This window comes from Micromonospora sp. R311 (assembly GCF_056780015.1).
Window position 1 is genome coordinate 39,992 of the sequence record NZ_JBSWCE010000036.1, and the last position, 24,603, is coordinate 64,594.

22 protein-coding genes and 4 tRNA genes are annotated in these 24,603 nt (G+C 70.2%); 15 read left to right on the plus strand and 11 right to left on the minus strand.

Going from position 1 to position 24,603, the window contains the following annotated elements; genetic code table 11:
* Positions 1 to 29: 29 nt before the first annotated feature.
* Positions 30 to 2,822, minus strand: a complete 2,793-nt coding sequence (locus AC1WTP_RS26675) for a helix-turn-helix transcriptional regulator (protein ID WP_481652020.1) — start codon at positions 2,820 to 2,822, stop codon at positions 30 to 32.
* A gap of 438 nt (positions 2,823 to 3,260) precedes the next feature.
* Between AC1WTP_RS26675 and AC1WTP_RS26680 the strand changes: the two genes are divergently transcribed.
* The 4 genes from AC1WTP_RS26680 to AC1WTP_RS26695 all read left to right on the plus strand — a co-directional run bounded on the left by AC1WTP_RS26680 (position 3,261) and on the right by AC1WTP_RS26695 (position 8,687).
* The gene (locus tag AC1WTP_RS26680; RefSeq protein WP_481652021.1) at positions 3,261 to 4,475 is read left to right on the plus strand and encodes an epoxide hydrolase family protein; all 1,215 of its coding nucleotides are present in this window, start codon (positions 3,261 to 3,263) and stop codon (positions 4,473 to 4,475) included.
* A 261-nt stretch (positions 4,476 to 4,736) separates the two neighbouring features.
* On the plus strand, positions 4,737 to 5,471 hold the full coding sequence (locus AC1WTP_RS26685) for an SDR family oxidoreductase (RefSeq protein ID WP_481652022.1): 735 nt from the start codon (positions 4,737 to 4,739) through the stop codon (positions 5,469 to 5,471).
* 367 nt (positions 5,472 to 5,838) lie between these two features.
* Positions 5,839 to 7,959, plus strand: a complete 2,121-nt coding sequence (locus tag AC1WTP_RS26690; RefSeq protein ID WP_481652023.1) for an amylo-alpha-1,6-glucosidase — start codon at positions 5,839 to 5,841, stop codon at positions 7,957 to 7,959.
* A 137-nt stretch (positions 7,960 to 8,096) separates the two neighbouring features.
* Positions 8,097 to 8,687, plus strand: coding sequence for a TIGR03086 family metal-binding protein (locus AC1WTP_RS26695; RefSeq protein WP_481652024.1), 591 nt, complete (start codon positions 8,097 to 8,099; stop codon positions 8,685 to 8,687).
* A 45-nt stretch (positions 8,688 to 8,732) separates the two neighbouring features.
* Here AC1WTP_RS26695 and AC1WTP_RS26700 read toward each other — a convergent pair whose 3' ends face one another.
* Together AC1WTP_RS26700 and AC1WTP_RS26705 are read right to left on the minus strand one after the other, a co-directional pair.
* Entirely contained in the window at positions 8,733 to 9,500 is a 768-nt protein-coding gene (locus tag AC1WTP_RS26700; protein WP_481652025.1) for a class I SAM-dependent methyltransferase, read from the minus strand.
* 153 nt (positions 9,501 to 9,653) lie between these two features.
* A complete protein-coding gene (locus AC1WTP_RS26705) occupies positions 9,654 to 10,553 on the minus strand; it encodes an alpha/beta hydrolase (protein ID WP_481652026.1) in 900 nt (299 codons plus the stop codon).
* Positions 10,554 to 10,638: 85 nt separating this feature from the next.
* Between AC1WTP_RS26705 and AC1WTP_RS26710 the strand changes: the two genes are divergently transcribed.
* On the plus strand, positions 10,639 to 11,394 hold the full coding sequence (locus AC1WTP_RS26710) for a PIG-L deacetylase family protein (protein WP_481652027.1): 756 nt from the start codon (positions 10,639 to 10,641) through the stop codon (positions 11,392 to 11,394).
* Between the two features lie 73 nt (positions 11,395 to 11,467).
* Here AC1WTP_RS26710 and AC1WTP_RS26715 read toward each other — a convergent pair whose 3' ends face one another.
* The gene (locus AC1WTP_RS26715) at positions 11,468 to 12,529 is read right to left on the minus strand and encodes a saccharopine dehydrogenase family protein (protein ID WP_481652053.1); all 1,062 of its coding nucleotides are present in this window, start codon (positions 12,527 to 12,529) and stop codon (positions 11,468 to 11,470) included.
* A gap of 104 nt (positions 12,530 to 12,633) precedes the next feature.
* Between AC1WTP_RS26715 and AC1WTP_RS26720 the strand changes: the two genes are divergently transcribed.
* Positions 12,634 to 13,590: a helix-turn-helix domain-containing protein gene (locus AC1WTP_RS26720; protein WP_481652028.1), complete on the plus strand. Its 957-nt coding sequence runs from the start codon at positions 12,634 to 12,636 to the stop codon at positions 13,588 to 13,590.
* Positions 13,591 to 13,744: 154 nt separating this feature from the next.
* Here AC1WTP_RS26720 and AC1WTP_RS26725 read toward each other — a convergent pair whose 3' ends face one another.
* Positions 13,745 to 14,320 carry a C39 family peptidase gene (locus AC1WTP_RS26725; protein ID WP_481652029.1) on the minus strand — a complete coding sequence of 192 codons (576 nt, stop codon included), beginning with the start codon at positions 14,318 to 14,320 and terminating at the stop codon, positions 13,745 to 13,747.
* A gap of 682 nt (positions 14,321 to 15,002) precedes the next feature.
* On the minus strand, positions 15,003 to 15,563 hold the full coding sequence (locus tag AC1WTP_RS26730; protein WP_481652030.1) for a DUF2269 domain-containing protein: 561 nt from the start codon (positions 15,561 to 15,563) through the stop codon (positions 15,003 to 15,005).
* A 391-nt stretch (positions 15,564 to 15,954) separates the two neighbouring features.
* On the opposite strand from AC1WTP_RS26730, the gene AC1WTP_RS26735 reads away from it, so the two are divergent.
* Entirely contained in the window at positions 15,955 to 16,518 is a 564-nt protein-coding gene (locus tag AC1WTP_RS26735; protein ID WP_481652031.1) for a TetR/AcrR family transcriptional regulator, read from the plus strand.
* Positions 16,519 to 16,601: 83 nt separating this feature from the next.
* Here AC1WTP_RS26735 and AC1WTP_RS26740 read toward each other — a convergent pair whose 3' ends face one another.
* A complete protein-coding gene (locus AC1WTP_RS26740) occupies positions 16,602 to 17,417 on the minus strand; it encodes a class F sortase (protein WP_481652032.1) in 816 nt (271 codons plus the stop codon).
* On the minus strand, positions 17,401 to 18,060 hold the full coding sequence (locus AC1WTP_RS26745; protein ID WP_481652033.1) for a hypothetical protein: 660 nt from the start codon (positions 18,058 to 18,060) through the stop codon (positions 17,401 to 17,403). Before AC1WTP_RS26745 ends, AC1WTP_RS26740 begins: the two co-directional genes overlap by 17 nt.
* Positions 18,061 to 18,595: 535 nt before the next feature.
* Between AC1WTP_RS26745 and AC1WTP_RS26750 the strand changes: the two genes are divergently transcribed.
* The 3 genes from AC1WTP_RS26750 (at position 18,596) to AC1WTP_RS26760 (ending at position 20,739) form a co-directional block, all read left to right on the plus strand.
* Positions 18,596 to 19,003: a YciI family protein gene (locus AC1WTP_RS26750; protein ID WP_481652034.1), complete on the plus strand. Its 408-nt coding sequence runs from the start codon at positions 18,596 to 18,598 to the stop codon at positions 19,001 to 19,003.
* A gap of 4 nt (positions 19,004 to 19,007) precedes the next feature.
* Positions 19,008 to 20,153 carry an RNA polymerase sigma factor gene (locus AC1WTP_RS26755; RefSeq protein WP_481652035.1) on the plus strand — a complete coding sequence of 382 codons (1,146 nt, stop codon included), beginning with the start codon at positions 19,008 to 19,010 and terminating at the stop codon, positions 20,151 to 20,153.
* Between the two features lie 136 nt (positions 20,154 to 20,289).
* Complete coding sequence (locus AC1WTP_RS26760) at positions 20,290 to 20,739, plus strand: iron chaperone (RefSeq protein WP_481652036.1); 450 nt, start codon at positions 20,290 to 20,292, stop codon at positions 20,737 to 20,739.
* Between the two features lie 97 nt (positions 20,740 to 20,836).
* On the opposite strand, the gene AC1WTP_RS26765 is transcribed toward AC1WTP_RS26760, so the two are convergent.
* The 3 genes from AC1WTP_RS26765 to AC1WTP_RS26775 form a co-directional block, all read right to left on the minus strand.
* Positions 20,837 to 21,580 (minus strand): SAM-dependent methyltransferase, encoded by a 744-nt coding sequence (locus AC1WTP_RS26765; protein WP_481652037.1) that lies wholly within the window; start codon positions 21,578 to 21,580, stop codon positions 20,837 to 20,839.
* Between the two features lie 167 nt (positions 21,581 to 21,747).
* Entirely contained in the window at positions 21,748 to 22,515 is a 768-nt protein-coding gene (locus AC1WTP_RS26770; protein ID WP_481652038.1) for a hypothetical protein, read from the minus strand.
* A 166-nt stretch (positions 22,516 to 22,681) separates the two neighbouring features.
* Positions 22,682 to 23,317 (minus strand): hypothetical protein, encoded by a 636-nt coding sequence (locus tag AC1WTP_RS26775; protein WP_481652039.1) that lies wholly within the window; start codon positions 23,315 to 23,317, stop codon positions 22,682 to 22,684.
* A gap of 361 nt (positions 23,318 to 23,678) precedes the next feature.
* Between AC1WTP_RS26775 and AC1WTP_RS26780 the strand changes: the two genes are divergently transcribed.
* From AC1WTP_RS26780 to AC1WTP_RS26800, 5 genes are all read left to right on the plus strand, one after another.
* Positions 23,679 to 23,810 carry a hypothetical protein gene (locus AC1WTP_RS26780; protein ID WP_481652040.1) on the plus strand — a complete coding sequence of 44 codons (132 nt, stop codon included), beginning with the start codon at positions 23,679 to 23,681 and terminating at the stop codon, positions 23,808 to 23,810.
* A 71-nt stretch (positions 23,811 to 23,881) separates the two neighbouring features.
* Positions 23,882 to 23,954, plus strand: a tRNA-Trp gene (locus AC1WTP_RS26785).
* A 186-nt stretch (positions 23,955 to 24,140) separates the two neighbouring features.
* Positions 24,141 to 24,213: transfer RNA gene (locus AC1WTP_RS26790), tRNA-Ala, on the plus strand.
* Positions 24,214 to 24,222: 9 nt separating this feature from the next.
* A tRNA-Phe gene (locus AC1WTP_RS26795) sits at positions 24,223 to 24,292 on the plus strand.
* A 48-nt stretch (positions 24,293 to 24,340) separates the two neighbouring features.
* A tRNA-Glu gene (locus AC1WTP_RS26800) sits at positions 24,341 to 24,413 on the plus strand.
* Positions 24,414 to 24,603 lie beyond the last annotated feature (190 nt).

The following is a 24,603-nucleotide window of genomic DNA, read 5'->3' on the forward strand; positions in this document are numbered from 1 at the left end:
TCGCGCGCACCCGGCCTCGTTGATCGCCATCACCCCGCCGGCGCTCCCGGAGTGGAGAGCAGCGTGCGGAGCTGCCGGCGTGAGCTGACTCCGAGCTTGGTGAACACCTTGCCGAGGTGCCACTCGACCGTACGTGGACTGATGAACAGCTGGGCGGCGATCTCGGAGTTGGTGTGCCCCTCTCTGGCCAGCCTGGCGATCTGGGCCTCCTGGCTGGTGAGTTCGGTGACCGTTCCGGCCGTTCGCCTGCGTACGGTTTCGCCGGTGGCCAGCAGCTCCCTGCGGGCGCGCTCGGCGAAACCGTCGGCTCCGAGCCGGCTGAAGGCCTCGTAGGCGGCGCGGAGCTGGGTACGGCCTTCCTGGCGGCGGTTCTGGCGACGCAGCCACTCGCCGTAGAGCAGACGGGCGCGGGCCAGCTGGACGACGATCCGGCAGCGTCCGAGATGCTCGATCGCCGCCCGGTAGAGCGCGTCGGCCTCGTGGTCGTCGCTCAGTAGCGCGCGCGAGCAGGCCTCCACGCCCAGGGCCCACTCGGTGCCGCTCGCCCGGGTACGTACGGTGAGCTTGTCCAGCGCCGCCGCGGCGGCCGCCGGCTGCCCGCTGCGGGCGGCCGCCTCGATCAGTTCGGCCAGGGCCCAGCCGAAGAATCCCAGATCCTCGTACTGGCAGGCGCGTGTCGCGGCCGCCAGCGCGGTGTCGTAGCGGCCGAGGCCGTTGTACAGCACCGCGGTTGCGTACTCGGCGAGGCTGAGCACCCGTCCCTCACCCCGGGCGCCCACCTCGTCGATGGTGCTCTGGATGAGGTCCCGTGCCTGGGATTCCTGTGCACGCCAGGCGCCGAGCACCAGTGACGTGTACATCATGGGCACGCCGCCCGCCGCCTCCGAGATCGCTGTCGCCTCGTCGATCAGGACCGCCGCGGTGTCGAATTCACCGGCGTGCACGTGGAAGCCCGCCTTGTAGGTCAGCGCCATCGGGAGAACGGAGAGCGCGCCCGTCTCGCGGGCGATGCGGACCGCGCCGGTCGCCATCTCGTGCCACGCGTCGTCGTCCCACATCTCCGGTGCGAGAGGCTCGGGTATCACCCGGAACGCCAGCCACAGCCAGCGCCTGTCCGCGTCCGTCGCGCCAGATTTCTGCTCCTGCCGGACGATGTCCAGGGCCCGCCGGAGAGCGTCGACGGTGGGCGCGCAGCGATCGATGATCAGGCCGGCCATGCTGTCCAGCAGGACGTCGACCGTCCGTGGCGGGGTCGGCGGGGGCGGCCCGGCGCGGACCGCCACGGCCACCTCCCGCTGCCCGGCTCCCTCACTCAGCCGGCCGGCGAAGATCGCCGCGCCCACCGCCTCCAGCAGGGTGTCACGGGCAAGGGCACCGTCGAGCGGCGCGAGCCGGTGTGCGGCGTCGAGCAGAAGCCGCGGTGCGTTGGCGCAACGTAGCTGGGAGAACACCAGCCGGGCTCGCAACCGCTCGAGTCGGGCACGCTGCAGGTCGTCGAGAGGGCCGGCCTCCGCGACCGCCAGCAGGCTGTCGGCCTGTTCCGTCCCGCCGGCGTCGATGTCGAGCTCAGCGGCGGCCAGTGCTCGGGCGACGCGTCGCGCGGGGTCCGGCGTCAGCTCCGCCGCCCGCCGCAGGAACGAGGCGGCGGCAGCCGCGCCGCCCCTGCCTTGAGCTCGGTCAGCCGATCGCTCCAGGTCGACGGCGATGTTCTCGTCAGGCCCGGTGGCGGCCTGAGCCCGATGCCACGCCCTGCGGTCGGGATCGAGGTGGGGATCGGTGGCCTGCGCCAACGCTCGGTGCGCCGTGCGGCGGTCGGGTGGGGGCGTCCGTCGGTAGACGGCGGAGCGCACCAGCGGATGGCGGAATCGCACCCTGGCGCCGAACTCAACCAGTCCCGCGCTCTCGGCTGGCACCGCGGCGTCCACCGGGATCTCCTGCAGACCGGCTGCCCGCCACAGCAGGCCGCCGTCTCCGGTCGGCTCAGCCGCGGCGGTCACCAGGAGCCGTTGACTGTCCGGAGGCAGCGACCGGAACTGCTGGTAACAGGCATTCTCGACGTGGCTCGCCAGGGCGTACCTGCCGGGCAGCCAGTATCCGCCCGCCAGCTCAGCGGGTGCGAGCGCCTGTGGCAGATGCAGCAGGGCCATCGGATTCCCGTGCGCCTCGGCGACGATGCGATCCCGCACCAGCGGGTCGAGCGGCGCGCGGACGGCCGAAGCCAGCAGGGCACGCGCGTCGGGCTCGCTGAGGCCCTCGACGACCAACTCCGGCAGACCGGCCAGCTCACGATCGTCATCAGGCTTCCGCACGGCGAAGATCAACGCCACCGACTCGGCCATCAACCGCCTGGCCACGAACGCCAGCACCTGCATGGAGCCGTCATCCAGCCACTGCGCGTCATCGACGAGGCAGGCCAGCGGCTGATCCTCGGCGGCACAGGCCAGCAGACTGAGCACAGCCAGGCCTACCAGGAACCGGTTGGGCGCCTCGCCCTCGCGCAGTCCGAACGCGACGGACAACGCATCGCGCTGCGGCCCCGGCAGCTCGTGAAGCTGACCCAGCATCGGCGCGCAGAGCTGATGAAGGCCCGCGAACGGAAGCCCCATCTCCGACTCGATGCCGGCGACGCCGGCCGTACGGAACCCGACGGCCCGGCTGGCCGCGTACTCCAGCAGCGCGGTCTTGCCGATCCCTGCCTCACCGCGGAGGACCAGGACCGCGCTGTTGCCCGCCCGCGCCGCGGCCAGCACCCGCTCCAGCGCGGCCAACTCCGGGCCCCGGCCCCGCAGTTCGACCCGCGTATCGATGGCGGGCACCCCCATGAGTCGATCTTCCTGGTCCGCTGCTGGGTAGTCGTGCGGCCAATACGGTCATTTTACTCAGATCGGGTCGGCCCGCCTGGGCAAACCTTCACGCGCAACCCGACCTCGTTCGTGACCGTTTCTGGCATTTCCGCGATATTTGCGCACTTTCGGCGCCGCGGGCGCGAACGCGACCCCGGGGTTTCGGTCAGGGGAACACACCCGGGGGTTTCCCTGGGGCGACGGACGCCCGCCCGGGCGATGGTGGACGGGCCAGCGACACCGGGTCGCTGACGAGGCCGCAGCAGGAGGACCGCTTTATGCGGAATTAGCCGAAGTCCGGGCGGCGTCTTCACCGAAGCCGCCCTCCCGACAAAGCACCCGGCGCATGCCTCTTTTGTCCCGGTACGAGGGGCCGAGCCCTTCTCGACCGCCAATCGACACAGCAAAGGAACACAGATGTCTGCCACCCCGGAAGCCCCGGCGATCCGGCCGTTCACGGTCGAGGTCCCCGAGGCGGAGCTCAAGGCGCTGCGTGAGCGCATCCTGGCCACGCGCTGGCCCGAGAAGGAGACCGTCGACGACCAGTCGCAGGGCCCGCAGCTCGCCACGATGCAGGAACTCGCGCGCTACTGGGCCTCGGAGTACGACTGGCGCAAGTGCGAGGCGAGGCTGAACGCCCTGCCGCAGTTCATCACCGAGATCGACGGGCTGGACATTCACTTCGTCCACGTTCGTTCGAAGCACGAGAACGCCCTGCCGCTCATCGTCTCGCACGGCTGGCCGGGCTCGATCATCGAGCAGCTGAAGATCATCGAGCCGCTGACCGATCCCACGGCACACGGCGGCACCGCGGAGGACGCCTTCCACGTGGTGATCCCGTCAATGCCTGGCTACGGGTACTCGGGCAAGCCGACGACGACCGGCTGGGGCCCGGACCGCATCGGTCGCGCCTGGGTGAAGCTGATGAAGCGCCTCGGCTACGACCGGTTCGTGGCGCAGGGCGGCGACTGGGGCGCGGTCGTCGTGGACCTGATGGGCGCGGAGGCGCCGGAGGGGCTGCTCGGTATCCACACCAACATGCCGGGTGTGATCCCGGCCGAGATCGACAACCTGTTCCACAAGAACATCATCGGGGCGGCCAACGCGCTGGAGAACCTGCCCGTCGGCCTGTCCGACGAGGAGCGGGCCACGTGCGAGCAGCTGGACTTCGTCTGGAAGCACGTCACCTACGCCCTGCAGATGGCGGCTCGCCCGCAGACGCTGACCGGCTTGGCGGATTCGCCCGTCTTCCTGGCGGCGTGGATGCTCGACCATGACGCGGCGAGCCTGGCGCTGAAATCCCGGTCGTTCGCCGGGCAGACCGAGGGCCTGACACGCGACGACATCCTCGACAACATCACCCACTTCTGGCTGACGAACTCGGGGGTCTCCGCGGCGCGGCTCTACGCGGAGAACACGTTCTCGTTCTTCGGCGTCAAGGGCACCAAGATCCCGGTCGCCGTGAGCGTCTTCCCGGACGAGCTCTACCAGGCTCCGAAGAGCTGGACGGAGAAGGCCTATCCCAACCTCATCCACTACAACAGGCTCGACAAGGGCGGCCACTTCGCGGCTTGGGAGCAGCCGAAGGCCTTCGTGGAGGAGGTCCGCGCGGGCTTCCGGTCGCTGCGCTAGATGACCGTGTCCGAGCGCCTGAACCGGCTCTAGCTCGGCGGGGCGGCCGAGTGGCTCCATCGCGAGTCCCTCGGCCGCCCCGAGCCGCGTGGCAACGTCGCCCCGGTCGAGGTCCCGACGCGTCGGCGTGGGTCGCCGGGAGCCGGCGCAGCGGGATGTGCTCGCCGCGCCCTTCCGCCGAGCTGATGATTCGTTTGACCGGTGCCGGCGCGGCGCGACGCCTAGTTTCGACGGAGGAGCACGGGTCGACGGGGGGTCAGCATGAGCGCAGCACAACGCGTCGCGATCGTCACGGGAGGTTCCCGTGGCATCGGACGGCAGGTCGTACAGCGGCTGGCCGGCGACGGCTGCGCGGTCGTCGTCAACTACGCCGGCAACCAGGCCGACGCGGACGCGACCATGGCGACCCTGACCGGCGCCGGCGCCACGGCGATCGCGGTCCAGGCCGACGTCGCCGACGAGAACGCGGTCAACGCCCTGTTCGACGCCGCGGAGCGGGAGTTCGGCGGGATCGACGTGGTGGTGAACATGGCCGGCATCATGCCGATGGGCCAGCTGGTCGATCTCGACCTCGAGACCATCGACCGGGTGATCCGCACCAACCTGCGCGGCGCCCTCGTGGTCACCCAGCAGGCCGCCCGCCGGCTGCGCGCCGGCGGCGCCATCATCAACATCTCCAGCTCGATCACCAAGTTCAGCCGACCCGGGTACGCCGCGTACGCCGCCACCAAGGGCGGAGTGGAGGCGATCACCCTGATCCTCGCCCGCGAACTGCGCGGCCGCGACATCACGGTCAACACGGTCGCCCCCGGCCCGGTCGCCACCCAACTGTTCCTGCGCGGCAAGGACGAGGAGACCATCGCCCGGATCGCCGCCGAGCCGCCACTGGAGCGGATCGGCACCCCCGAGGACGTCGCCGAGGTCGTCGCGTTCCTCGCCGGCCCCGGCCGCTGGGTCAACGGCCAGGTGCTGTTCGCCAACGGCGGCGCCATCTGACCGACTGAGCGCGCCGGTGCGGTGTCGAGATGTCGAACCCCACAGCTGGGCCGAAAGCGGGGTTCAGGCACGGTTCGGCGGAAACTCCCCTCGCTCGCGAACCTCCTCCCGGCTCGCGTGCTGCAGCGCGTCGATCGGGCGTCATGGGCGGGGATGTCCGGACGCCGAGGTCCCCACCGGTTCGGGTCGGCAACGGATGGCGCGGGATGACTTGCGCGTGGCCGGGAACCCACCGGCCGGACTGACCACGTCCTGACGGCGACCCGGCTGGGACCTTCCGCTTCGAGGCCCGGCAGTGGGCGAACACGTGTCGAATCGAGGAGGTGTGGTGACGGCGACATCACGGCGGCCGACACCTGCGGACCCGATGCCGGGCGCAGCGACCCGGCCGGGGGTTCCGAGCGGCGCCTGCCGGGACCTGCCGCCGGAACTGGGGCCCGACGCGGTCGGCGTGCTCGAGGGCCGCACCTTCATGTTCTCCGACGCCTGTGGGAACGTGCCGAGAGGTTCCATCGGCGGCTTGGTGCACGACGACACCCGGTTCCTCAACCACTGGGAGTTGACCATCGACGACGCCGAGCTGCTGGTGCTCTCCTCGGGGACCGTCGACGCCTACTCGGCGGCGTTCTTCCTGGCCAACTCCGGCCTACCCGGCCTGCCCGCCAACCGGGTCGGGGTGCGACGGCAGCGCTTCGTCGGTGACGGCCTCTACGAGCGGGTCGAACTGCGGTACTTCGGGATCGAGCCGGTGACCATCCGACTGCGCCTGGCCGTCGGGACGGATTTCGCGGACCTGTTCGAGATCAAGGAGTCCGGCCGCGACCGCGCCCCGGACATCACCCGCCAGCACGAACCGGACGGCTCGGCCCTCGCCTTCCGGTACCGCAACGGCAGCTACGCGGCGTCGGTACGCGTCGAGGCCGACCCGCCGGCCGACCTGATCGACAGCGACACCCTCGTGTGGTCCGTACGCCTGGAACGGGGACAGCGGTGGAGCTGCGACCTGAGCGTTCCGCTGCGCTGCGGCGACGAGAGATTTCGGCCGGTGGTGCGCGGGTTCGGCGAGGCGTTCGATCACGGGCCGCACGACCCGACGACCCGATGGGCGGCGGAGAAGCCACACCTGCACGCGGATGCCGACCTGCTCCGCGACGTCTACCACAAGTCGGCGGTTGACCTCGTGTCGATGCGGATCGAGAAGACCGTCGCCGGGGAACCGGTGGTCCTGCTCGCCGCGGGCCTGCCCTGGTTTCTCACCGCCTTCGGTCGCGACACGCTGATCACCGCGTACCAGACCATGACCTGCGGGCCGGAGGTCGCCCGGGGCACCCTGATCGTGCTGGCCACCCATCAGGCGAAGACGTACGACGACTTCACGGACCAGGAGCCGGGAAAGATCTTCCACGAGTACCGCACGGGCGAGCTCACCCAGCTCGGGCTCAAGCCCTACCACCCCTACTACGGCGGCGCGGACACCACCGCGCTGTGGCTGGTCCTCCTGTCGGAGTACTGGCGGTGGACCGGGGATGCCGACCTCCTACACCGGCTGCGGGACAACGCCGACGCCGCGCTGGGGTGGATCGACCGGTACGGCGACCGCGACGGCGACGGCTACGTCGAATACGCCACCCGCTCGACCCAGGGCCTGGGCAACCAGTGCTGGCGGGACTCTCCCGACGGCGTGCAGTACGCCGACGGGACGATACCTGTCCTACCGATCGCCACCTGCGAGACGCAGGGCTACACGTACGACGCGAAACTGCGAATGGCCGAACTCGCCGACGGACCGTGGCAGGACCCCACCCTGGCCCGGCGCCTACGGGCCGAAGCCGCGCGCCTGCGCGAACGGTTCAACCGGGACTACTGGATCCCCGACCGGGGCGGGTACTACGCCGTCGGTCTCGACGGCGACAAGCGGCCCATCGACTCGATGACCTCCAACATGGGTCACCTGCTGTGGAGCGGCATAGTCCCCGACGAGCGCGCCGGACAGGTCGCGCGACACCTGATGTCACCCGAGATGTTCTCCGGATGGGGCGTACGCACCCTGTCCACCGCCGACGTCGGCTACAACCCCATCGGCTACCACGTCGGCACGGTCTGGCCACACGACAACTCGATCATCGCGGCGGGGCTGGCCCGCTACGGTCACCGCGACGAGGCCAACCGGATCGCGATGGCGATGCTGGAAGCCTCCCGCTACTCCGACCACCGGCTGCCCGAGGCGTTCTCCGGCTACGACCGGTCCTTCGGCCGCCAGCCCGTGCCGTACCCGACCGCCTGCAATCCCCAGGCCTGGGCCAGCGGGGCGCCCCTGCTGTTCCTCCGCACGATGCTCGGCATCGAACCGCGCGAGGGCCGGCTCGTCGCCGACCCCCACGTCCCCGACGAACTCGGCTCGATCCGCCTGCACCAGGTGGCGGCGCTCGGGCGGCTCTGGAACGTCGAAGCCGCGGGGTCCGACTGCACGGTCTCCCCTGCCGACTAGGTTTGCTGGGCGACCGCCATCAGCTTCGAGAAGAGCTTCCGCCCGCCTCGAACGCTCCGTCAGCCGCCATGGCTCTCCACCCGTCTTGTCGGTCCCGGCGCGTAGCGTCCAGAGGCATCCCAGGATGGAGGAGCGAGATGACCGGCAACGACGGCAACGTGGATTTCGAGCCCCCGGCACGCGCACTGGAGGCACTGCTGCGGAAAGTGACCGACGACCAGCTCACCTGTCCCACCCCGTGCGAGGGGTGGACGGTCGGCGATCTGCTCGACCACGTCATGGGGCTGACGGTCGCGTTCCGGGCAGCTGCTGAGAAGGGGCCGGACGCCGCGCCCGCCGGCCCCGGCGATCCCTCGATGGCGAAGCTCGACCCGCAGTGGCGCACGCGTCTGCCGGTGCAGCTCGATGAGTTGGTTGCGGCGTGGCGTGAGCCGGCCGCCTGGACGGGCGACGCCGCGGCAGGCGGGGTGGTGCTGCCGGCCGGGGTCATGGGCATCGTCGCGCTGAACGAGCTGGTCATCCACGGATGGGATCTCGCCCGTGCGACCGGTCAGCCCTACGACGTCGATGAGCAGATCGTCGAGACGGTCCACCGCCTGGTGTCCCAACAGGCGAGCAGCGACGGCACCCCCGGCCTGTTCGGGCCGTCGATCACTCCGCCCGCCGACGCTCCCCTGCTCGACCGGGTCCTCGGGCTCACCGGCCGCGATCCCGGCTGGAAGCCCTAGCGCCGATATCCCCCGGCGGGTGACGGCAGCCGGCGAGGGGCTCTCTCAGCGCCGACGGGCGACATGGACGGTGATGTCGGCGGCGAGTTCCACCGTCTCCGGCAGGACGTGCATGATCCGCCGATATACCTGCTCCTGCTCGGAGGTCGGCAATTCGAGATAGGCCGAGATGGTCGAGAGCAGGCCGACGTAGTCGCGGGCGCTCACCGTCAGGCGCCGCTCAATCATGGACTGCCGGACATCGGCGAACCACTCAGACCGTTGGAGCTCCGTACCCGGCCACTGCATCTCGTGTTCCGGCGGCGTCCCATCGGGAGACGGAATCTCGTCGCTCTCCAGGAACGGTGCCCGGGCCGCGCGCACGGCTTCCTCCACCACCGGGTCAGCCAGCTGGACCGGCCCACCGAACGAGGCGAACACGCCACCCGGCTCCAGGAGCCCGGCCATGCGCGACCAGCGACCCTCCGGGTTCGTCCAGTGCAACGCCGCTGCCGCGTAGACCAGCCCGTAGCTCCCGCCCGGTCGCAGGTCCTCGAACGCGGCCTGCACGGTCTTGACGTCTGCTGGCACGTGCTTACGCAGCTCGGCGAGCATGGCCCCGTCGGGCTCGGTCGCGGTGACCGTGACCCCCGGCCGCGCGAACAGACGAGTTGCTTTGCCTGTCCCGGCGCCGATCTCGAGGGCAGTCCGGACCGGCTGACCCGCGTACGTCATCACCAGGTCGAAAAGCTCCACGGGATAGCCCGGCCGGAACCGTTCGTATGCTTCCGCCACCACTCCGAAGCTCAGGGCGCGACCGGACACGACGACCATCCTGGCACGATGTGTTCGTCGATGCTCGGTCTGTCGCAGCGTCACGGAGGTCTTCCCGCGACTGTCGCCCGGTAGGCACGTGTCGAGCCGTTCGACGTGGAGTGCCGTGCGCGTGCGCTGGTCGAGCCACCGCCATGGGTCCGGGCGGGCCGGTCACCAACGGTTCAGCGCGGCGGCCAACTGGGCCAGGGCGATATGGGCGGCGTCGAACAGGGCCAGTTTCCGCGGGAAATTGTGGATCAGCCCCTGATACCGGGTCGCGGTGACGGGAACGCCGGCCGCCAGCAGCCTGGCCGCGTACCGTTCGCCCTCGGCCGACAGCAGGTCGAGCTCGGCGGTGATGACCACGGCGGGAGGCAGGCCGGTGAGGTCGGCCCGCAGTGGGTCCAGATCCGGCTGGGTACGGTCCACGCCGGGTGGGGCGAACGCATCCCAGAAGAACCCCATCTCCTCCCGGTCCAGGCCGTACTCGTCCAGGGCCGGATAGTCGGCCGCGGGGTCGATGACCGGGCAGATGAGGAGCTGACCCGCAAGACGGATCCCCGCATCCCGGGCGCGCCGAGCGGTCACCGCCGCGAGGTGCCCGCCCACGGAGTCACCGGCCACCGCTATCCGGCCCGGGTCGAGGCCGTGCCGAGCCGCCCCGGGCCCGCGCAGCCAGGCGAGCGCCCGCGCCATGTCGTCCACCGCGGCCGGGTATGGATGCTCGGGCGCGAGCCGGTAGTCCACCGAGAGCACGGCCCAGCCGGACGCGGCCGCGAGGTGCCGGCACAGCCCGTCGTGGGTGTCCACGCCGCCCATCACCCAGCCCCCGCCGTGGGCGTAGAGGACCACCGGCATCGCGTCGTGCTCGCCGTCGCGGTAGAGGCGGGCGGGCACGCCGCCGGCGTCGACGGTGACCACGGACCGGATCGCCGGTGCGCTGCCCACCTCGGCCGGGGTCGCCTGGACCATGCTGAGCCGTGCCGCCGGCAGGGTCGCCCGGGTGAGCGGGACGCGCTGCTGGACCTGCATCGCCGCCCGTGCCTGCGGGTGCAGCCGGCTGGGATCCACCCGCCCAGTATCGCGTGCTCGACGGTTGTCCATGTTGCCGACGCGGCGGCGCCGCATCGACGGAGAGGCGGCTACGGTGTGGGCTGTGGATGAGCTTCTACCGGCCCTGCCGGAGGACTGGGAGCGGTGCCTGGCGGTGGCCGCACACCCTGACGACATCGAGTACGGCGCGGCCTCGGCGATCGCCCGCTGGACCGCACAGGGCAAGCAGGTCAGCTACCTGCTGGCGACCCGGGGCGAAGCCGGGATCGACGGCATGCACCCGGATCAGGCCGCGCCGTTGCGCGAGGAGGAGCAGCGCGCCGGGGCCCGGGAGGTCGGCGTGGACGTCGTGGAGTTCCTCGACCACCGCGACGGGGTCGTCGAGTACGGTCCAGACCTCCGCCGGGACATCGTCCGGGCGATCCGCCGGCACCGACCCGAGGTCATCGTCTCGGGCGCCTTCACCGTCCGCATGGTGGGCGGCATGACCAACCAGGCCGACCACCGGGCGGTGGGGCTGGCCACGCTGGACGCCGCCCGCGACGCGGGCAACCGGTGGATCTTCCCGGAACTCGTGGACGAGGGGCTACTGCCCTGGGGTGGCGTGCGCTACGTCTGCTTCGCCGGCGCCGAGCGCCCCACGCACGGCGTGGACGTCACCGGCGAGCCGCTGCAGCGCGGTATCGCCTCGCTGGCCGCGCACGCCGAGTACACCCGTGGCCTGGGCGTGGCCGGGCCCGAACCCGGGCCGCTGCTCACCTGGGCGGCCCGCCAGAGCGGGCCGGCGCTGGGCGTGGAGGCGGCCGTCCTGTTCGACGTGCACACCCTCACCTTCGAGGGCCCACCACCCTGGCTCTGAGCCCTGCCGGGAACCCCGCTCACCGCATGGCTGGATCGCACGAGGCGACCGCGCATCGCCCGGTCCCGGACGATCAGGCGGGCTGCGACGCCCGAGACACGTGGCGCGTTTCGAGCGAGATGTACGGGGACAGCGCGCGGAGGAAGTCGGGCGCGTCGAAGATCTCGCCGGCGGAGGCGACGCCGCTCGTCCTCGTCTGACCACCGAGAATCCGACGGACCGCTTCGACCGCCAGCGGTGCGCTGATGGCGTAGATGTCCTGGCCGCTGGCGACGACGCGTCGTCGCGTGTCGCCGGAGCGCACGATGACGTCGACGGTGAACGTCTGCGCCGACCGCCCACGCTCGTCGACCGCAGTCGGTGCGGGCGTGTCCGCGCCAGCCAGATCCTTGGCCGCGTCGACGGTCATGTACGTGCGCACCTCGGGGATGGACAGGTGGCTGGGGACGGTGACGACGTCGGCCATCGTGAACCCGCCGAGGACGGGCCGGGTACCCATCGGAGCGGGAAAGTCCCAGTCCAGGGCCGGCAGGTCGCTCTCGTCGACGTAGTACTCCAGACGGCCACCGGTGTAGCGGACACGGTGGCCGTCGCGCCGGTCCCGGGAGACGGTGCCGGAGGAGAGGGTTCCGGCCGTCGGGTGCCAGCTGCTCAGTCCGTACGCGACGTGCGCCTCGTCAGCCGCCGTCCAGTCGCCCATCGCCGTCGTGACCAGCAGATCGCCGAGCCCGCCGAAGAAGGCCATCGCCGGGACCACCGCGACGCCCGCAGTCCCAGCGCGGTCGGTGAAGTGCGTGAAGGTATCGAGGTTGGCCTCGATCTCGGCCGCCACATCCACGTACGGGATCCGGATGCGCAGGGCGGCCTCGATCACGGGGGCCGCGGTCGAGGCGAACGGGCCGGCGCAGTTGATGACCGCGGCCGCGCCCTTCAATGCCTGGTCGAGCGAGGCGGGATCGTCGACCGACGCCACCCGGTGTTCGAGCCCAGGATGCGACGACGCCAACGCCTGGAGCTTGCCCGCGTCGCGACCGAGGAGAAGCGGGACGAACCCGCGATCACGCAACTCCGCCACCACGAACCGCCCGGTGTGTCCGTACGCACCGAACACCGCCACGGTCTGACCAGAACCCATCTGCGGTTCCTCCATGCTCCTCGAAAGATCGACTGAGAAGATCCTCTCCGCGGCGGCCGGCCCCGACCAGTGTCTGGAACGCCATCGCCCGTACAATTTCGGACATGGCCACCGTCGCGCTCGCCGCCACCGACGGGATGCTGCACTTCGAGGTCGCCATGGCCTGCGAGGTCTTCGTCCGCGACCCGTCGGGCCTGGCAGACCCGTGGTACGACCTCGTGGTCTGCGGCCCGGGCCCGGTCGGGATCGGCAGATTCCGGATGGAACCTGACGACGGGCTGGACCGACTCGCCCGCGCCGACACCGTGATCATCCCTGCCGTGGAGGACATCGACGCGGACGTGCCACCCGACCTGCTCGACGCCGTCCGCGCGGCCCACGCGGCGGGCGCCCGGATGGTCTCACTGTGCACCGGTGCGTTCGTGCTGGCCGCCGCCGGGGTGCTGGACGGGCTGCGCGCGACCACGCACTGGGCCCACACCGAGGCGCTGGCCGCCCGCTATCCCCGGGTAGAGGTCGACCCGGACGTGCTCTACGTCGACAACGGCAACGTGCTCGCCTCTGCCGGCAAAGCCGCCGCGATCGACCTGTGCCTGCACCTGATCCGCCGCGACCACGGCTCGACGGTCGCTAACGCCGTCGCCCGCCGCCTGGTCGTGCCGCCGCACCGCGCCGGCGGCCAGGCCCAGTTCGTCACCACGCCGGTACCCGCCCGCGACGACCATCCCCTCGCCAACCTGTTCCCCTGGGCGATGGAACGGCTGAACCGTCCACTGACCGTGGAGGACCTGGCTCGCCGGGCGAACATGAGTTCGCGCAACCTGGCCCGCCACTTCAAGTCGGTAACCGGCACCACCCCGTTGCAGTGGCTGTCGACGCAGCGGATCCGCCGGGCCCAGGAACTGCTGGAGAAGACCGACAGCAGCATCGACGCCATCGCGGAGGCGGCCGGCATGGGAACCGCCACGACGCTGCGCCGACACTTCAACCGCACGGTCGGTGTACCGCCGGACGCCTACCGTCGCACCTTCCGCACCGCCTGGCCCCCACCAGAATCGTGATCACCATCCTGTCGGCGGAGGCGATCGGAGTCACGACAGTGGTACGTCGCCCGGTAGCCGGACAGGGCAAATGGCGTCCGGTCTCCGAGCGCGTAGGGCCGCAGTCCGGGCCCTCGGGGTGTTGGAGCCGGACTGCGGCGGGTGGCGGGTGGTATCAGCTGGAGTAGCCGCGGGCGGCGATCCAGTTGGCCATCTTCTGGTCGGTCATCCAGTAGTGCTTCTCCGGGTCGTACGGGTCGGCGACCTTCAGCCTGTCGCCGTGGTCGTCGTACCCGACGATGGTCACGTAGTGCCCACTGGGAAACACATGCTGCTCACCCTCGGTGTCAACTCCCGTTCCCATGGTGTTGGCCACTACGCCCCGCTTGGCGTCGACCGCCTCAACCACGTCGGCACGGAGCTTGTCGACCTGCTCCTGCGTGGCGTTGACGCCACCGATCTCCGTGGTCTCATAGCCACCGCCGGTCACCTCGTTGAGCACCCGGGTGGTGTCGTTGGCAGAGTTCGTGCCGGCCTCGGTCGTGCCCAACTTCTGGGCGACCTCCTTCTGACTCAGGACCTTGCCCTGCGTGGACAGGGCGATCCGGGTTGCGGCCGGGGCACAGTAGTAGCCGTTCGGCTGCTTCTGGTAGTCGTGCTCCAGCACCCGGTTGTCCTCGTCCGGAGGCGGCTGCGGCTGGGGCGGCTTGGGCGGCTCCGGCGGCGGCTGCGACTCCTGCGGTAGCTGCACCGTAACGGGCGGCTTGTCTACTGCGGGACTGGCGTGAGCTGCCATCGCCGGAGCGGCAACAGCGCCACCGGTGACCAGGAGAGCAACGGACAGCGTGCTCTGTCGAACCCGTGACTTCATCATCAAGCTCCCATCGGGTCAACGCCTCCAGGGAAGGCGCGGTACCGCGGGGGAGAGAACGCCCGCGGTACGCCGTAGGTGCCTCGGACACTCCCGGCGTCCCGGTCTCACGACCGGCTGCCGGGCTCTCGGCCACCGATTACCCGGCGCAGTTTCCTGAAAACACTGCGAACCTGGCGGAGCAGGAGGAGAATCACCCGCCCATCAGGCAGCCCCATTCCGGCCGCAGCCGCCATCCGTCGCATTGGTGGAAACCGCCGGACGGCCTCTCCGCACGCTTGGCCGAGTCGTTGCCCGCCACATCCGGCGGGCACCCGGTCGCATTCTGAGTACTTCATCCGGGTGCGGGCTGAGACGACACTGTCGAGCCGTAGCTGACCCATGGGTGGGTAGGCGGTCCGCAGAAGGTGGCGGCGACCGGGCTCATCTCTTCGGGTGAGGGGATCTCACCGCAGGAAGCCGGCGCGTTCATCCGGTCGCTGCCGGCCGCCCGCGTTGTCGACTCGACCGTTGGCGAATGCCCCACCGATGCCGCGCCTCCCGTTGCGACTCGCCGGCTCCGCTACGGCAGGATGCCGACCCGCCTCGTCCTGAGGGCAGCGCCGTCGCTGCGGAGCATCGAGGCGATGCGGCGCCGCCCGTACGGCGTGAGCCCTCTCGGCTTGAGCACGGACAGGACCAGCGCCGTGAGCAGAAGCGCGACCGCCGCTGCGGCGTGCACGACTGGAGACAGGCCGTTCATCCGGTCGACGGCTGCGGCAAAGCCGGGAGCGCGGGCGCGGTCCGCCAGATAGGCCAGGGTCTGCGTGTACAGCAGCAGCACACCGACCGCGACCAGGTTCATCGCAGCCTTCGCGATGATCCAGTAGTGCCGGAACAACCCCCACCTCGTGCCCAGCGCCTGGACGAGCCCGGTCAGCAGCGAGGCGAGGCCCAGGGGGACAAGGGCATACCAGCCGACCACCTCCAGAAGGAGGTAAACAGCCCTGGCCATCTCGGTGTCACGAGTACTCAGCCCCACCACGGCCAGGACCAAAGACGTCAAGATCGCCCCCAGCCAGCCCACCGAACACCCCACGTGCGCCACCAGACCGACCTTGCGCCCAAGCGGACTCATCCGCACGTCCGACACTCTCAACGCTCACTAGCAGGGGCTGTTGACGAGCCTTGGATCGCACTGGCAGCGGCCCCACCGTGCATGTGCCGGCTCGGCCCGTGACCGCTGAGTAGCAGTACTACGACCAGCAACAGGAACACCGCACCGACGACGGCCATCACCGTGAACCAACGGGGCGGCCCACTGGTCGCCGCCGCCGGCTCCCTGGCGGCCCGGCCGTCTGCTGCCCCGTCCGACGGCCCGCGGGAGGAGCCGTCCGACTTGCGGCCACCACTGGGGGTCTGTTCAGTCACTGAACCTCCTCGCGCGCCGACACCGAACACCCGAGATTTTGCAAGACAGAACGTATCGCGTCAAGACAACATGACGTGCATTGGTCGCCTCGTATGCTGGAGCGGTGCCGAAGTTGTGGAACGACACGATCGAGGAGCACCGCCGGACGGTGCACGCCGCCATCCTCGATGCGACGGCTCGCCTCGTGGCACAGCATGGACTGGCGTCAGTGACGATGACGCAGATCGCGCAGGCCGCGGGGATTGGGCGAGCCACGCTGTACAAGTACTTCCCGGACGTCCAAGCGATCATGGTGGCGTGGCACGAACGTCAAGTCACTCACCACCTTCACCACCTGGCCACTGTCGGCCTCGATGCCGGTGGCCCGGAGCGGCGCCTCCACGCCGTTCTGCACGCCTATGCCGCGATCCGGTACGAGCACCGTGACCACCCGCTCTCGGCGCTCCTGCATCACGGCCCTCATGTCGCTGACGCGCGGCAGCACCTGCGCGGATTCCTCGCGGACCTGCTGACCGAGGCCGCCGCGGCAGGCCACGTCCGCGACGACGCCCCGCCTGCCGAGCTGGCGGCCTACTGCCTGCACGCCCTGGATGCGGCCACCGAACTGTCTGGCGAAGCCGCTGTCGAACGGCTTGTCGCCACCACGACCTCGGGGTTGCGACCCTAGCTGCGTGATCCGACGCCGGAAGCCTGGCGTCAAGGCCGCCGCCGATCAGGCCGGCGTGTCACCAACAGCGCGATCTTCGTGGGTCAGGGCGCCATCGTCGCGAACACCACGATGTTGTCCTTGTACGACTTCGCCGCCTTGTCGTAGTCGCCACCACAGGTGATCACGCGGAGCTGCGCCTTGCCGGTGTGACCGTAGACCAGGCTCAGCGGGAGCTTCTTCTTCGGGTAACGGGCCACCCCGTCGACGATGAAGCGGGCCTTCTTGCCGTCTTTGCGGGGCACCTCGATGGCGTCTCCCGGTTTCAGCGCGCCCAGGCGGAAGAAGACCGCCCGACCCGTGGCGCGTGAGTCGACGTGGCCCACCACCACCGCGGTCCCGACCTCACCGGGACTTGGTCCCAGCTTGTACCACCCGGCCGTATTGGGCTGGTTCACCGGTGGGACCGCGATCTGCTGGTTCCGGTCCAGCCCGAGCGGAACCGTCGGCGCGTCAACGCCGATCCGCGGGATCCGGATGCGGGTGGGCTGCGATCGCGGCATCCCTGCCAGCTTCGGTGCGGGAGACGGTCGGCTCGCGGTGGACCCGAGATCGCCTTCGAGGCGGCCGCGAGCACTGCGCGCCTCGCCCTGGATCCCCCCGGAGGGCGGCGACGCGTCGGCTCCACTCGGCGTCGGCTCTGGTGTGGTGGCTTCGTCTGTCAGCGGTGGCAGCAGGGACTGCGGTGCGGCGGCGGGGTCGGGCTGCGGCGGCCCGACCGGTTCGGGAGCCGTGGCCGCGAACGCGATGAATCCTGCTCCGGTGAGCGTGATGAGGACGACCAGGACGAGGCCAGCGGCACGCCACGGGAAACCGTGGCGGCCGCTGGCGCTCCTGGCCGCCCTAGGCGGCAGTGCCATTGGCGGACCGCCGACGCAGCAGTGCGATGCCACCGAGCACACCCGCGCCCATCATGCCGGCACCGGCCGCCGTCAGCGCACCGGTGTTGGTGCCGGAGAGCGCGCCACCGTCACCGGCCGCGACGCCGGCCGTCTTCGGCAGCACCCAGGCTCCGTCCGGACCCGCGTACGCGCCGCCAGTCGTGGCGGCAGGCTGACCCAGGGGCGAACCAGGCTGGCCGAGACTGGCCTCGACCATCCGGAGGAGGTCGCCGAGCAGGTCGAGCTCCACGTCCACCTCCACGTCGATGTCGCGGATGCAGACGACGATGGTGTTGGGCTGAGTTCTGTTGTCGTTCGCCGCCGACTGCGCGGCGGACAGGTTGAAGGTGACGACGCTGTCCGTGATGGTGTTGTCCTTGATGACCTGGGAGATGTTCTGCTCGTTGATCTGCTTGTTGGTCGCGCAGGTCACCCCGTTACCGTTCTTGTCGCGCAGGTTGAAAGTCTTGGGCTTGTCGTCCGACTTCTTCTGCGACGTCTGGCCGCGGTCCGAGGCGGTGGGCTCCTGGCGTTCTCCGTCGGTCGCGGCGAGCGCGGTGGCGGGCGCCGCGAGCAGCAGGGCGGCGCTGCCCAGCACCATCCCGCCGGCGAGCTTGGTCAAAAACCTCATCGACATGATCCTCACTCCGTTCTGGTCGGCTCAGGAGACGAGCCATGACCAAACGCTAGGTCGATTCATGTGGAACAAGAGGATTTTCCGGGTTTCGTAACATGTAGGACCAGAGATGCCACAAGTAGTTAATCCTCACCGTTTGGGCGCAAGGACCGTTCTGTCCGCCTGGCCCTTGCTGCTGGCCGCGGCCGGCGCTCGGCGCGACCCGCCGGATCACCACCGTCACGATGAACCTCGGGCAGTCCGATCATGACTGTGGAGCGTCGACAGGGAAGGATTCCCGGAGGAAGGTTGTGGGACGACTGGGCCTGCTCGCGGGCGGTGATGGCCACGGTTCTCCTCGGGGCCGGCACACCGGCGGGTGCCAGCAGGGGCACGAGAGACCGCAGCCGGCACCAGCCAGGCGGGGGGCGGGAAACCAACTTCGAAAAAGGTCGGGTGGCGATGTCGAGAACCCGCGGCTGGCTCCGTCCCCGCGGTGAACGTGACCAGAACGGGGTCGCACCAGCACGAGGAGAAACACGTGGCCAAGTACTTGCTGCTCAAGCACTACCGCGGCGCTCCGGCTGCGGTCAACGACGTGCCCATGGAGCAGTGGACGCCGGAGGAGATCTCGGCGCACATGCAGTACATGCGCGACTTCGCGGCCCGGCTCGAGGGGACCGGCGAGTTCGTCGACGGTCAGGCGCTCGCCCCCGAGGGGACGTTCGTCCGGTACGACGGCGAGGGGCGCCCGCCGGTCACCGACGGCCCATTCGCCGAGACCAAGGACCTCATCGCCGGCTGGATGGTGATCGACGTCGACAGCTACGAGCGCGCGATCGAGCTGGCCGGGGAGTTGTCGGCCGCCCCCGGCGCGCGCGGGAAGCCGATCCACGAGTGGATCGAGGTACGCCCCTTCCTGACCGCTCCGCCCACCATCACGGAGTGACCTGATGAACGAGGCCCTGCTCCGGAGCCTCACGCCGAGCGTGCTCGGGATCCTCGTCCGCCGCGGAGCCGACTTCGCGGCGGCCGAGGACGCCGTGCAGGACGCGCTGGTCGAGGCGGTCCGCGTCTGGCCGGCCGACCCACCACGGGACCCGAAGGGCTGGCTGATCACCGTGGCCTGGCGCCGGTTCCTCGACGCGACCCGGGCGGACGACGCCCGCCGCCGGCGTGAGGACCTCCTCAACGAGGAACCGGCGCCCGGGTCCGCGCCCGCGGTGGACGACACGCTCCAGCTCTACTTCCTGTGCGCCCACCCGTCGCTGACGCCGTCGTCCGCGGTCGCGCTCACGCTGCGTGCCGTCGGCGGGCTGACCACCCGCCAGATCGCCCAGGCCTACCTGGTGCCCGAGGCGACCATGGCGCAGCGCATCAGCCGGGCCAAGCGCACGGTCTCCGGCGTGCGGTTCGACCAGCCCGGCGATGTCGCCACCGTGCTGCGCGTCCTCTACCTGGTCTTCAACGAGGGCTACTCCGGCGACGTCGACCTCGCTGCCGAGGCCATCCGGCTCACCCGGCAGCTCGCGGCCGCGGTCGACCACCCCGAGGTGGCGGGGCTGCTCGCCCTCATGCTGCTCCACCATGCCCGGCGCGCCACCCGGACGGCGCCCGACGGCAGCCTGGTGCCACTCGCCGAGCAGGACCGCGGCCGATGGGACACTCAGTCGATCGCCGAGGGCGTCGAGATCCTCCAGGCGGCCCTCGCCCGCGACCGGCTGGGCGAGTTCCAGGCCCAGGCCGCCATCGCGGCACTCCACGCTGACGCGCCCACGGCAGAGGAGACCGACTGGGTGCAGATCGTCGAGTGGTACGACGAACTCACCCGCCTGACCGACAGCCCGGTCGTCCGGCTCAACCGCGCGGTGGCTGTCGGCGAGGCCGACGGGCCGCGCGCCGGGCTGGCGGCGCTCGCGGCGCTGGACGACGCGCTGCCCCGCCACGCGGCGGTGGCGGCATACCTCCACGAGCGCGACGGCGACCTGGCGACGGCGGCACGGCTGTACGCCGAGGCGGCCCGAAAGGCCCCCAACCTCGCCGAGCGCGACCACCTGACGCGCCAGGCCGCCCGGCTCAACGCCCGCCGGTGTCGCTGACGGGTCCCGCTCGGACCTCCCCGAAGCACGCCGATCCGATCAGGAATCAAGAAGCGTCGGGAGTTTCGTCAGCCCTAGCCTTCCTTCAGATGGCCGGCACCACGCCGAGCCTCGAGCGTCGAAAGGCAGCCTGAGAATGCCCGCGAAGAGTTCCATGACCGAGTCCGACGGCTTCAGCGCCGAGGAGCGTGCCGCGATGAAGGAGCGCGCCGCCGAGCTGCGCGCCGAGGGCAAGAAGGGCGCCAAGAAGGCCGACGGACTTCAGGCGGTCCTCGACCGGATCGCGCAGATGGCGCCGGAGGACCGTGCGCTCGCCGAGCGCGTGCATGTGACGGTGACCGCCACCGCTCCGGAGCTGTCGCCGAAGACCTGGTACGGGATGCCGGCCTACGCGAACGCGGACGGCAAGATCGTCGTCTTCTTCCAGGACGCGGGCAAGTTCAACTACCGGTACTCAACCCTGAGCTTCCAGGACACGGCCAACCTCGACGACGGGGACATGTGGCCGGTGTCGTACGCGCTCCAGAAGTGGAGCCCCATGGTGGAGAAGAAGGTTGTCGAACTGGTGAAGGCTGCGGTCTCCTGACAGCTGCCGCGGGCGCCGGGGAGCACGAGTGGCCCCTCGGATGCGTCCACTCCGAGGTCCGGTCATCCGGGCTGCTACGGCCCGGAGGCCACCTCGATCACATCCGGCGCAGCACCAGCGTCACGAAGCCCAGAACGTTGCGGTACCCGCGCAGCCACTGGTCGCGGTGCTCCCGGGCCACGCCGAGTGCCTCGGCGGCGTCCGGGTGGCCCGGGTTGTCCAGCGCCCACTCGGTGAGCGAGCCGACCCACGACCATTCGTAGTCGTCCCACTCGTCGGCGCCGCTGACGTGGGCGTACACCGGCGTCCAGCCGGCCTGCTCAGCGACGTCGGCCAGACCGGCGAGGTCGGTGAACTCCCCAGGCTTCGCACTGAGCGCTCCGAGCGCCTCCGGAGTCGGCGGGACCTGCCAGAACCCCTCACCGACGATCAGGATGCCGTCGGCATTCACATGCCGACCGGCCAGCTCCAGCGTCCCGCCGAATCCGCCGAACGCGTGCGTCGACCCGACGCACAGCACCAGGTCGTAATCGCCGTCAGGTACGTACGTCCGGGCGTCGCGCTCGTGCAGGTTGAGCCGGTCGGCGAGGCCGCGTTCGGCGGCGGCGCCCGCGGCGCGTTCGAGGGCGTACGGGCTGATGTCCACACCGTCCGCGTGGCCGTCGGGGTAGTGGGCGAGGGCCTGCAGCGCCCAGCCTGCCTCTCCGCAGCCGAGGTCGAGGACGCGAGCCGCCGGTTGCCGGTCCGCTCGGCGCAGGAGACGGTTGACGTTCACGCCGAAGATCGGGGCCGCGATCGGGTGGTGCGAGTGCGCGATACTGCTGAGCTTTTGACGATCCACCGGGACAGTCAACCCGAGTCCGGCCGATGCCCGCACTCGGGTTGTCACGCCAGGCGCGGTCGGCGGGATGAGCGGATGAGTTCGTCAAGACCAACGGGTGAGGCAGGCAGACGCCTGCCGGATGCTCCTTGCCGGCCGAGCTACGAGCCGGACCCGGCCAACTGGCCTCAGCCGCTCAGGCCGAGCTGGGGATACAGGGCGTCGGGGGCGGCGACCGCTCCTTGCGGCCGCGTGACGTCGGTGGCCGCACCGAAGTCGCTGTAGCGCAGGGACGCGTCCGGCATCCCGCCGGCGGCAGGGATCAGGAAACCGACCAGCCGGCCCTCGGCATCCAGCGTTGCGCGGAACGCCTGGCTGCGCGCGCTGCCGGGGAACGTGCCACCCGGACCGGGGCGGAAGTTGATCCCGTTGCCCGGGCCGATCCGGGTCACGTCGATCGTCCCGGTGATGTGGGAGCCGTCTGCCCGTGCGGTGACGATCGCGTTGATGAGGCGGGCCGAACCGCCGGGATCGTTCTTGCCTGGGGCGAAGCTCAGCGCGAAGTCTGCCGGCACCCGCGCCGGGTCGAGGGTCATCCATCCGGGGCCGACACCAGGGAGGTCCAGGTCGGTCTTCATGTAGACCGCATTGTCGATCATCCGGATCTCGGTGACCCGACCGAACGCCGAAACCGTGGCGTCGGCGCGCTTGTTGGCGTTGTCGGTGCGGGACAGCGTCGTGACCTGACTCGCGATGTCGACGTCGGCGCGAAAGCTCGTCTGGTCGATGAACTCCGTACCCGCCCGCAGCAGGTCGATCGCCTTGCCCGTAGTGGCGGCGTCAGCGCTGACGGTCGCCGCCGGGGCGGGTTCGTCTCCCGTCCGCGCGCCAGCCGAGCAACCCGGTAAGAGCAGCACTACCGCAGAAATGCCGGCCATCGCGGCTCGACGTGTCATAGCCGCACATGGTATGCGGCTCTGGCAATGTCGCGCGTCAACAACGCACTGGTGGACGTACGGCGATGTCATGCTTTCCCCCGGCGGGAGCCGGCACCACGATGGCCCCGGCGCCGGGCGCCGGGGCCATCGAGCGGGCCCATCTCATCGCGATGGGTACTGGTCATCAGCTCTCGGAGTCTGGGAACAGGTACAGGTCGAACCACAGTCCCTGACCGTCAACCTCCAGCTGCTGACTGCTGCCCGAGAGGCTGGGCGGGCCGGCGTGAGTGCCGGTCAGCGTGTAGAGGCCCGGACCGACGGCGAACTGAAAGCCGCCGTCAGGGCCGGTAACAAACTCGATCCCGACCGGCTCCAGCCGGACCGTCGCCCCCGCGACCGGCAGCCAGGTGGTCATGTCGAGCGCCTGGCCCCTGAGGCTCCACAGGACGGACACCGTGAAGGATCCCTGCGTCATGGGACTGAGCCGGCCGTGGCGGTCGATCGCCACCGCGTACACCAACCGCTCGCCGGTCACGTTGCCGACGTCGATCGTCACATTGGCCGCACCATCAGGCCCCACCGGGACCACGCTGCCCAGGTTGGTGTCAGCCACGCTGTACCGGTAGCTGGTCACCGAGGCGTCACCGTTCGTGCCGAACCTGATGGCAAGCTGGCCGCCTTCGACCACGCTGTTCCCGTTCGGAAAGCTGATCGCCGGCGGGAGGGGTGCCTTTGTCTTGACCGGCCGCGCGACGGCCGCCGACGCGGGCGGTGTCAGCAAGGCCGAACCGACGGCCAACAGCACCAGCGACGCGGTCATCGCAACGAGCCTGCGGCGAGTAGGACGGGTGCGCGCACCCGAGGTTGATCCGATAAACATTCCAGCCCCCGAATCATCGGAACGTCACAGCGTGGTCAAGCTAACCGGCAAGATGATCTTCGTCAACGTCTTTCCAGCCAGGAATGGCCCGCTGTCTCTTCGGGTGCTGGCCGCCCTCGGCCGTACAGCCGCGGCGATGGGGGCGGATCCGCGAGCCGGGCAGGCACCCGCACCTCAATGACTGGCGGCAGATCGATCGCCAAGGCGCACGAATGGTGCCTCTGAATATCCATTGCCAACCTCGGACGGCACCTTTACCTTGAATGAGCAAGGTCAAACCGACCAACCCGAGGAGTTCCCCGTGTTGCAGTACGCCTCCACCGAAACCACGCGGTCCATGCCGCGCGGCGGTGTCGTGCTGCTCTCGATCCGGCGAGCCCACGGCCTCTGCGCGAGCGAGCAGAACTGGAAGCCGAGGTGGCGGCGCGACTAGCGCAAACGCATGCGCGAAGCCGCCCACCCCGCCAGGGATAGGGCGGCTTTTGCGTTTCCCGACCTACTCACCGGGGCGTAGCTCAACTGGTAGAGCACCGGTCTCCAAAACCGAAGGTTGCAGGTTCGAGTCCTGTCGCCCCTGCTTTTCGTCCCGGCCGCGGTCGGCGACGTCGCAATTTCTCAACTCCACAGTGGATGGCATAGCAAGACCCTCGGCCGGCGCCGACACGGGCCGGCCGGGGGGCAACACCTCCGGGACGAGGGAGACGGCAACCCGCCCGCTCTGGGAGCGGGAGACACAGCGTTCGACTCGCTGGTCCCGGGCCATGGGGATGTAGCTCAGTGGGAAGAGCACCGCCTCGGCAGGGCGGAGGCCAGGGGTTCGAGTCCCCTCTTCTCCACGTACCGATGCCCTCCTGGCGTAACTGGTAGCGCACGGGAGTGAAGTCCCCGAGGACTCGGGTTCGAGTCCGGAGGGCACGGTGGCGGGTATTGAGGGCGGGCGACCGCGGTCTCCGCCGGATCCACGGGCCGTTGGAGCAATTGGCAGCTCACCTGGTTCTCAGCCAGAAGGTTGCGGGTTCGAGTCCCGTACGGCCTACGCACGGAAAACGTCATCGGCTACTGCCTGGCGCCGGTCACGACCGTCGACCACATCCACCCCGCTCCCGCGGCGGGCGCAACACCTACCAGGACACGATCAGCGTGCTACCCCTGCAACCAGCGGAGGGGAACCCAAGCCCGACCGAGGCAGGCATGGAGCTGGAGCTCCAGCCGACGGTTCCCACCTG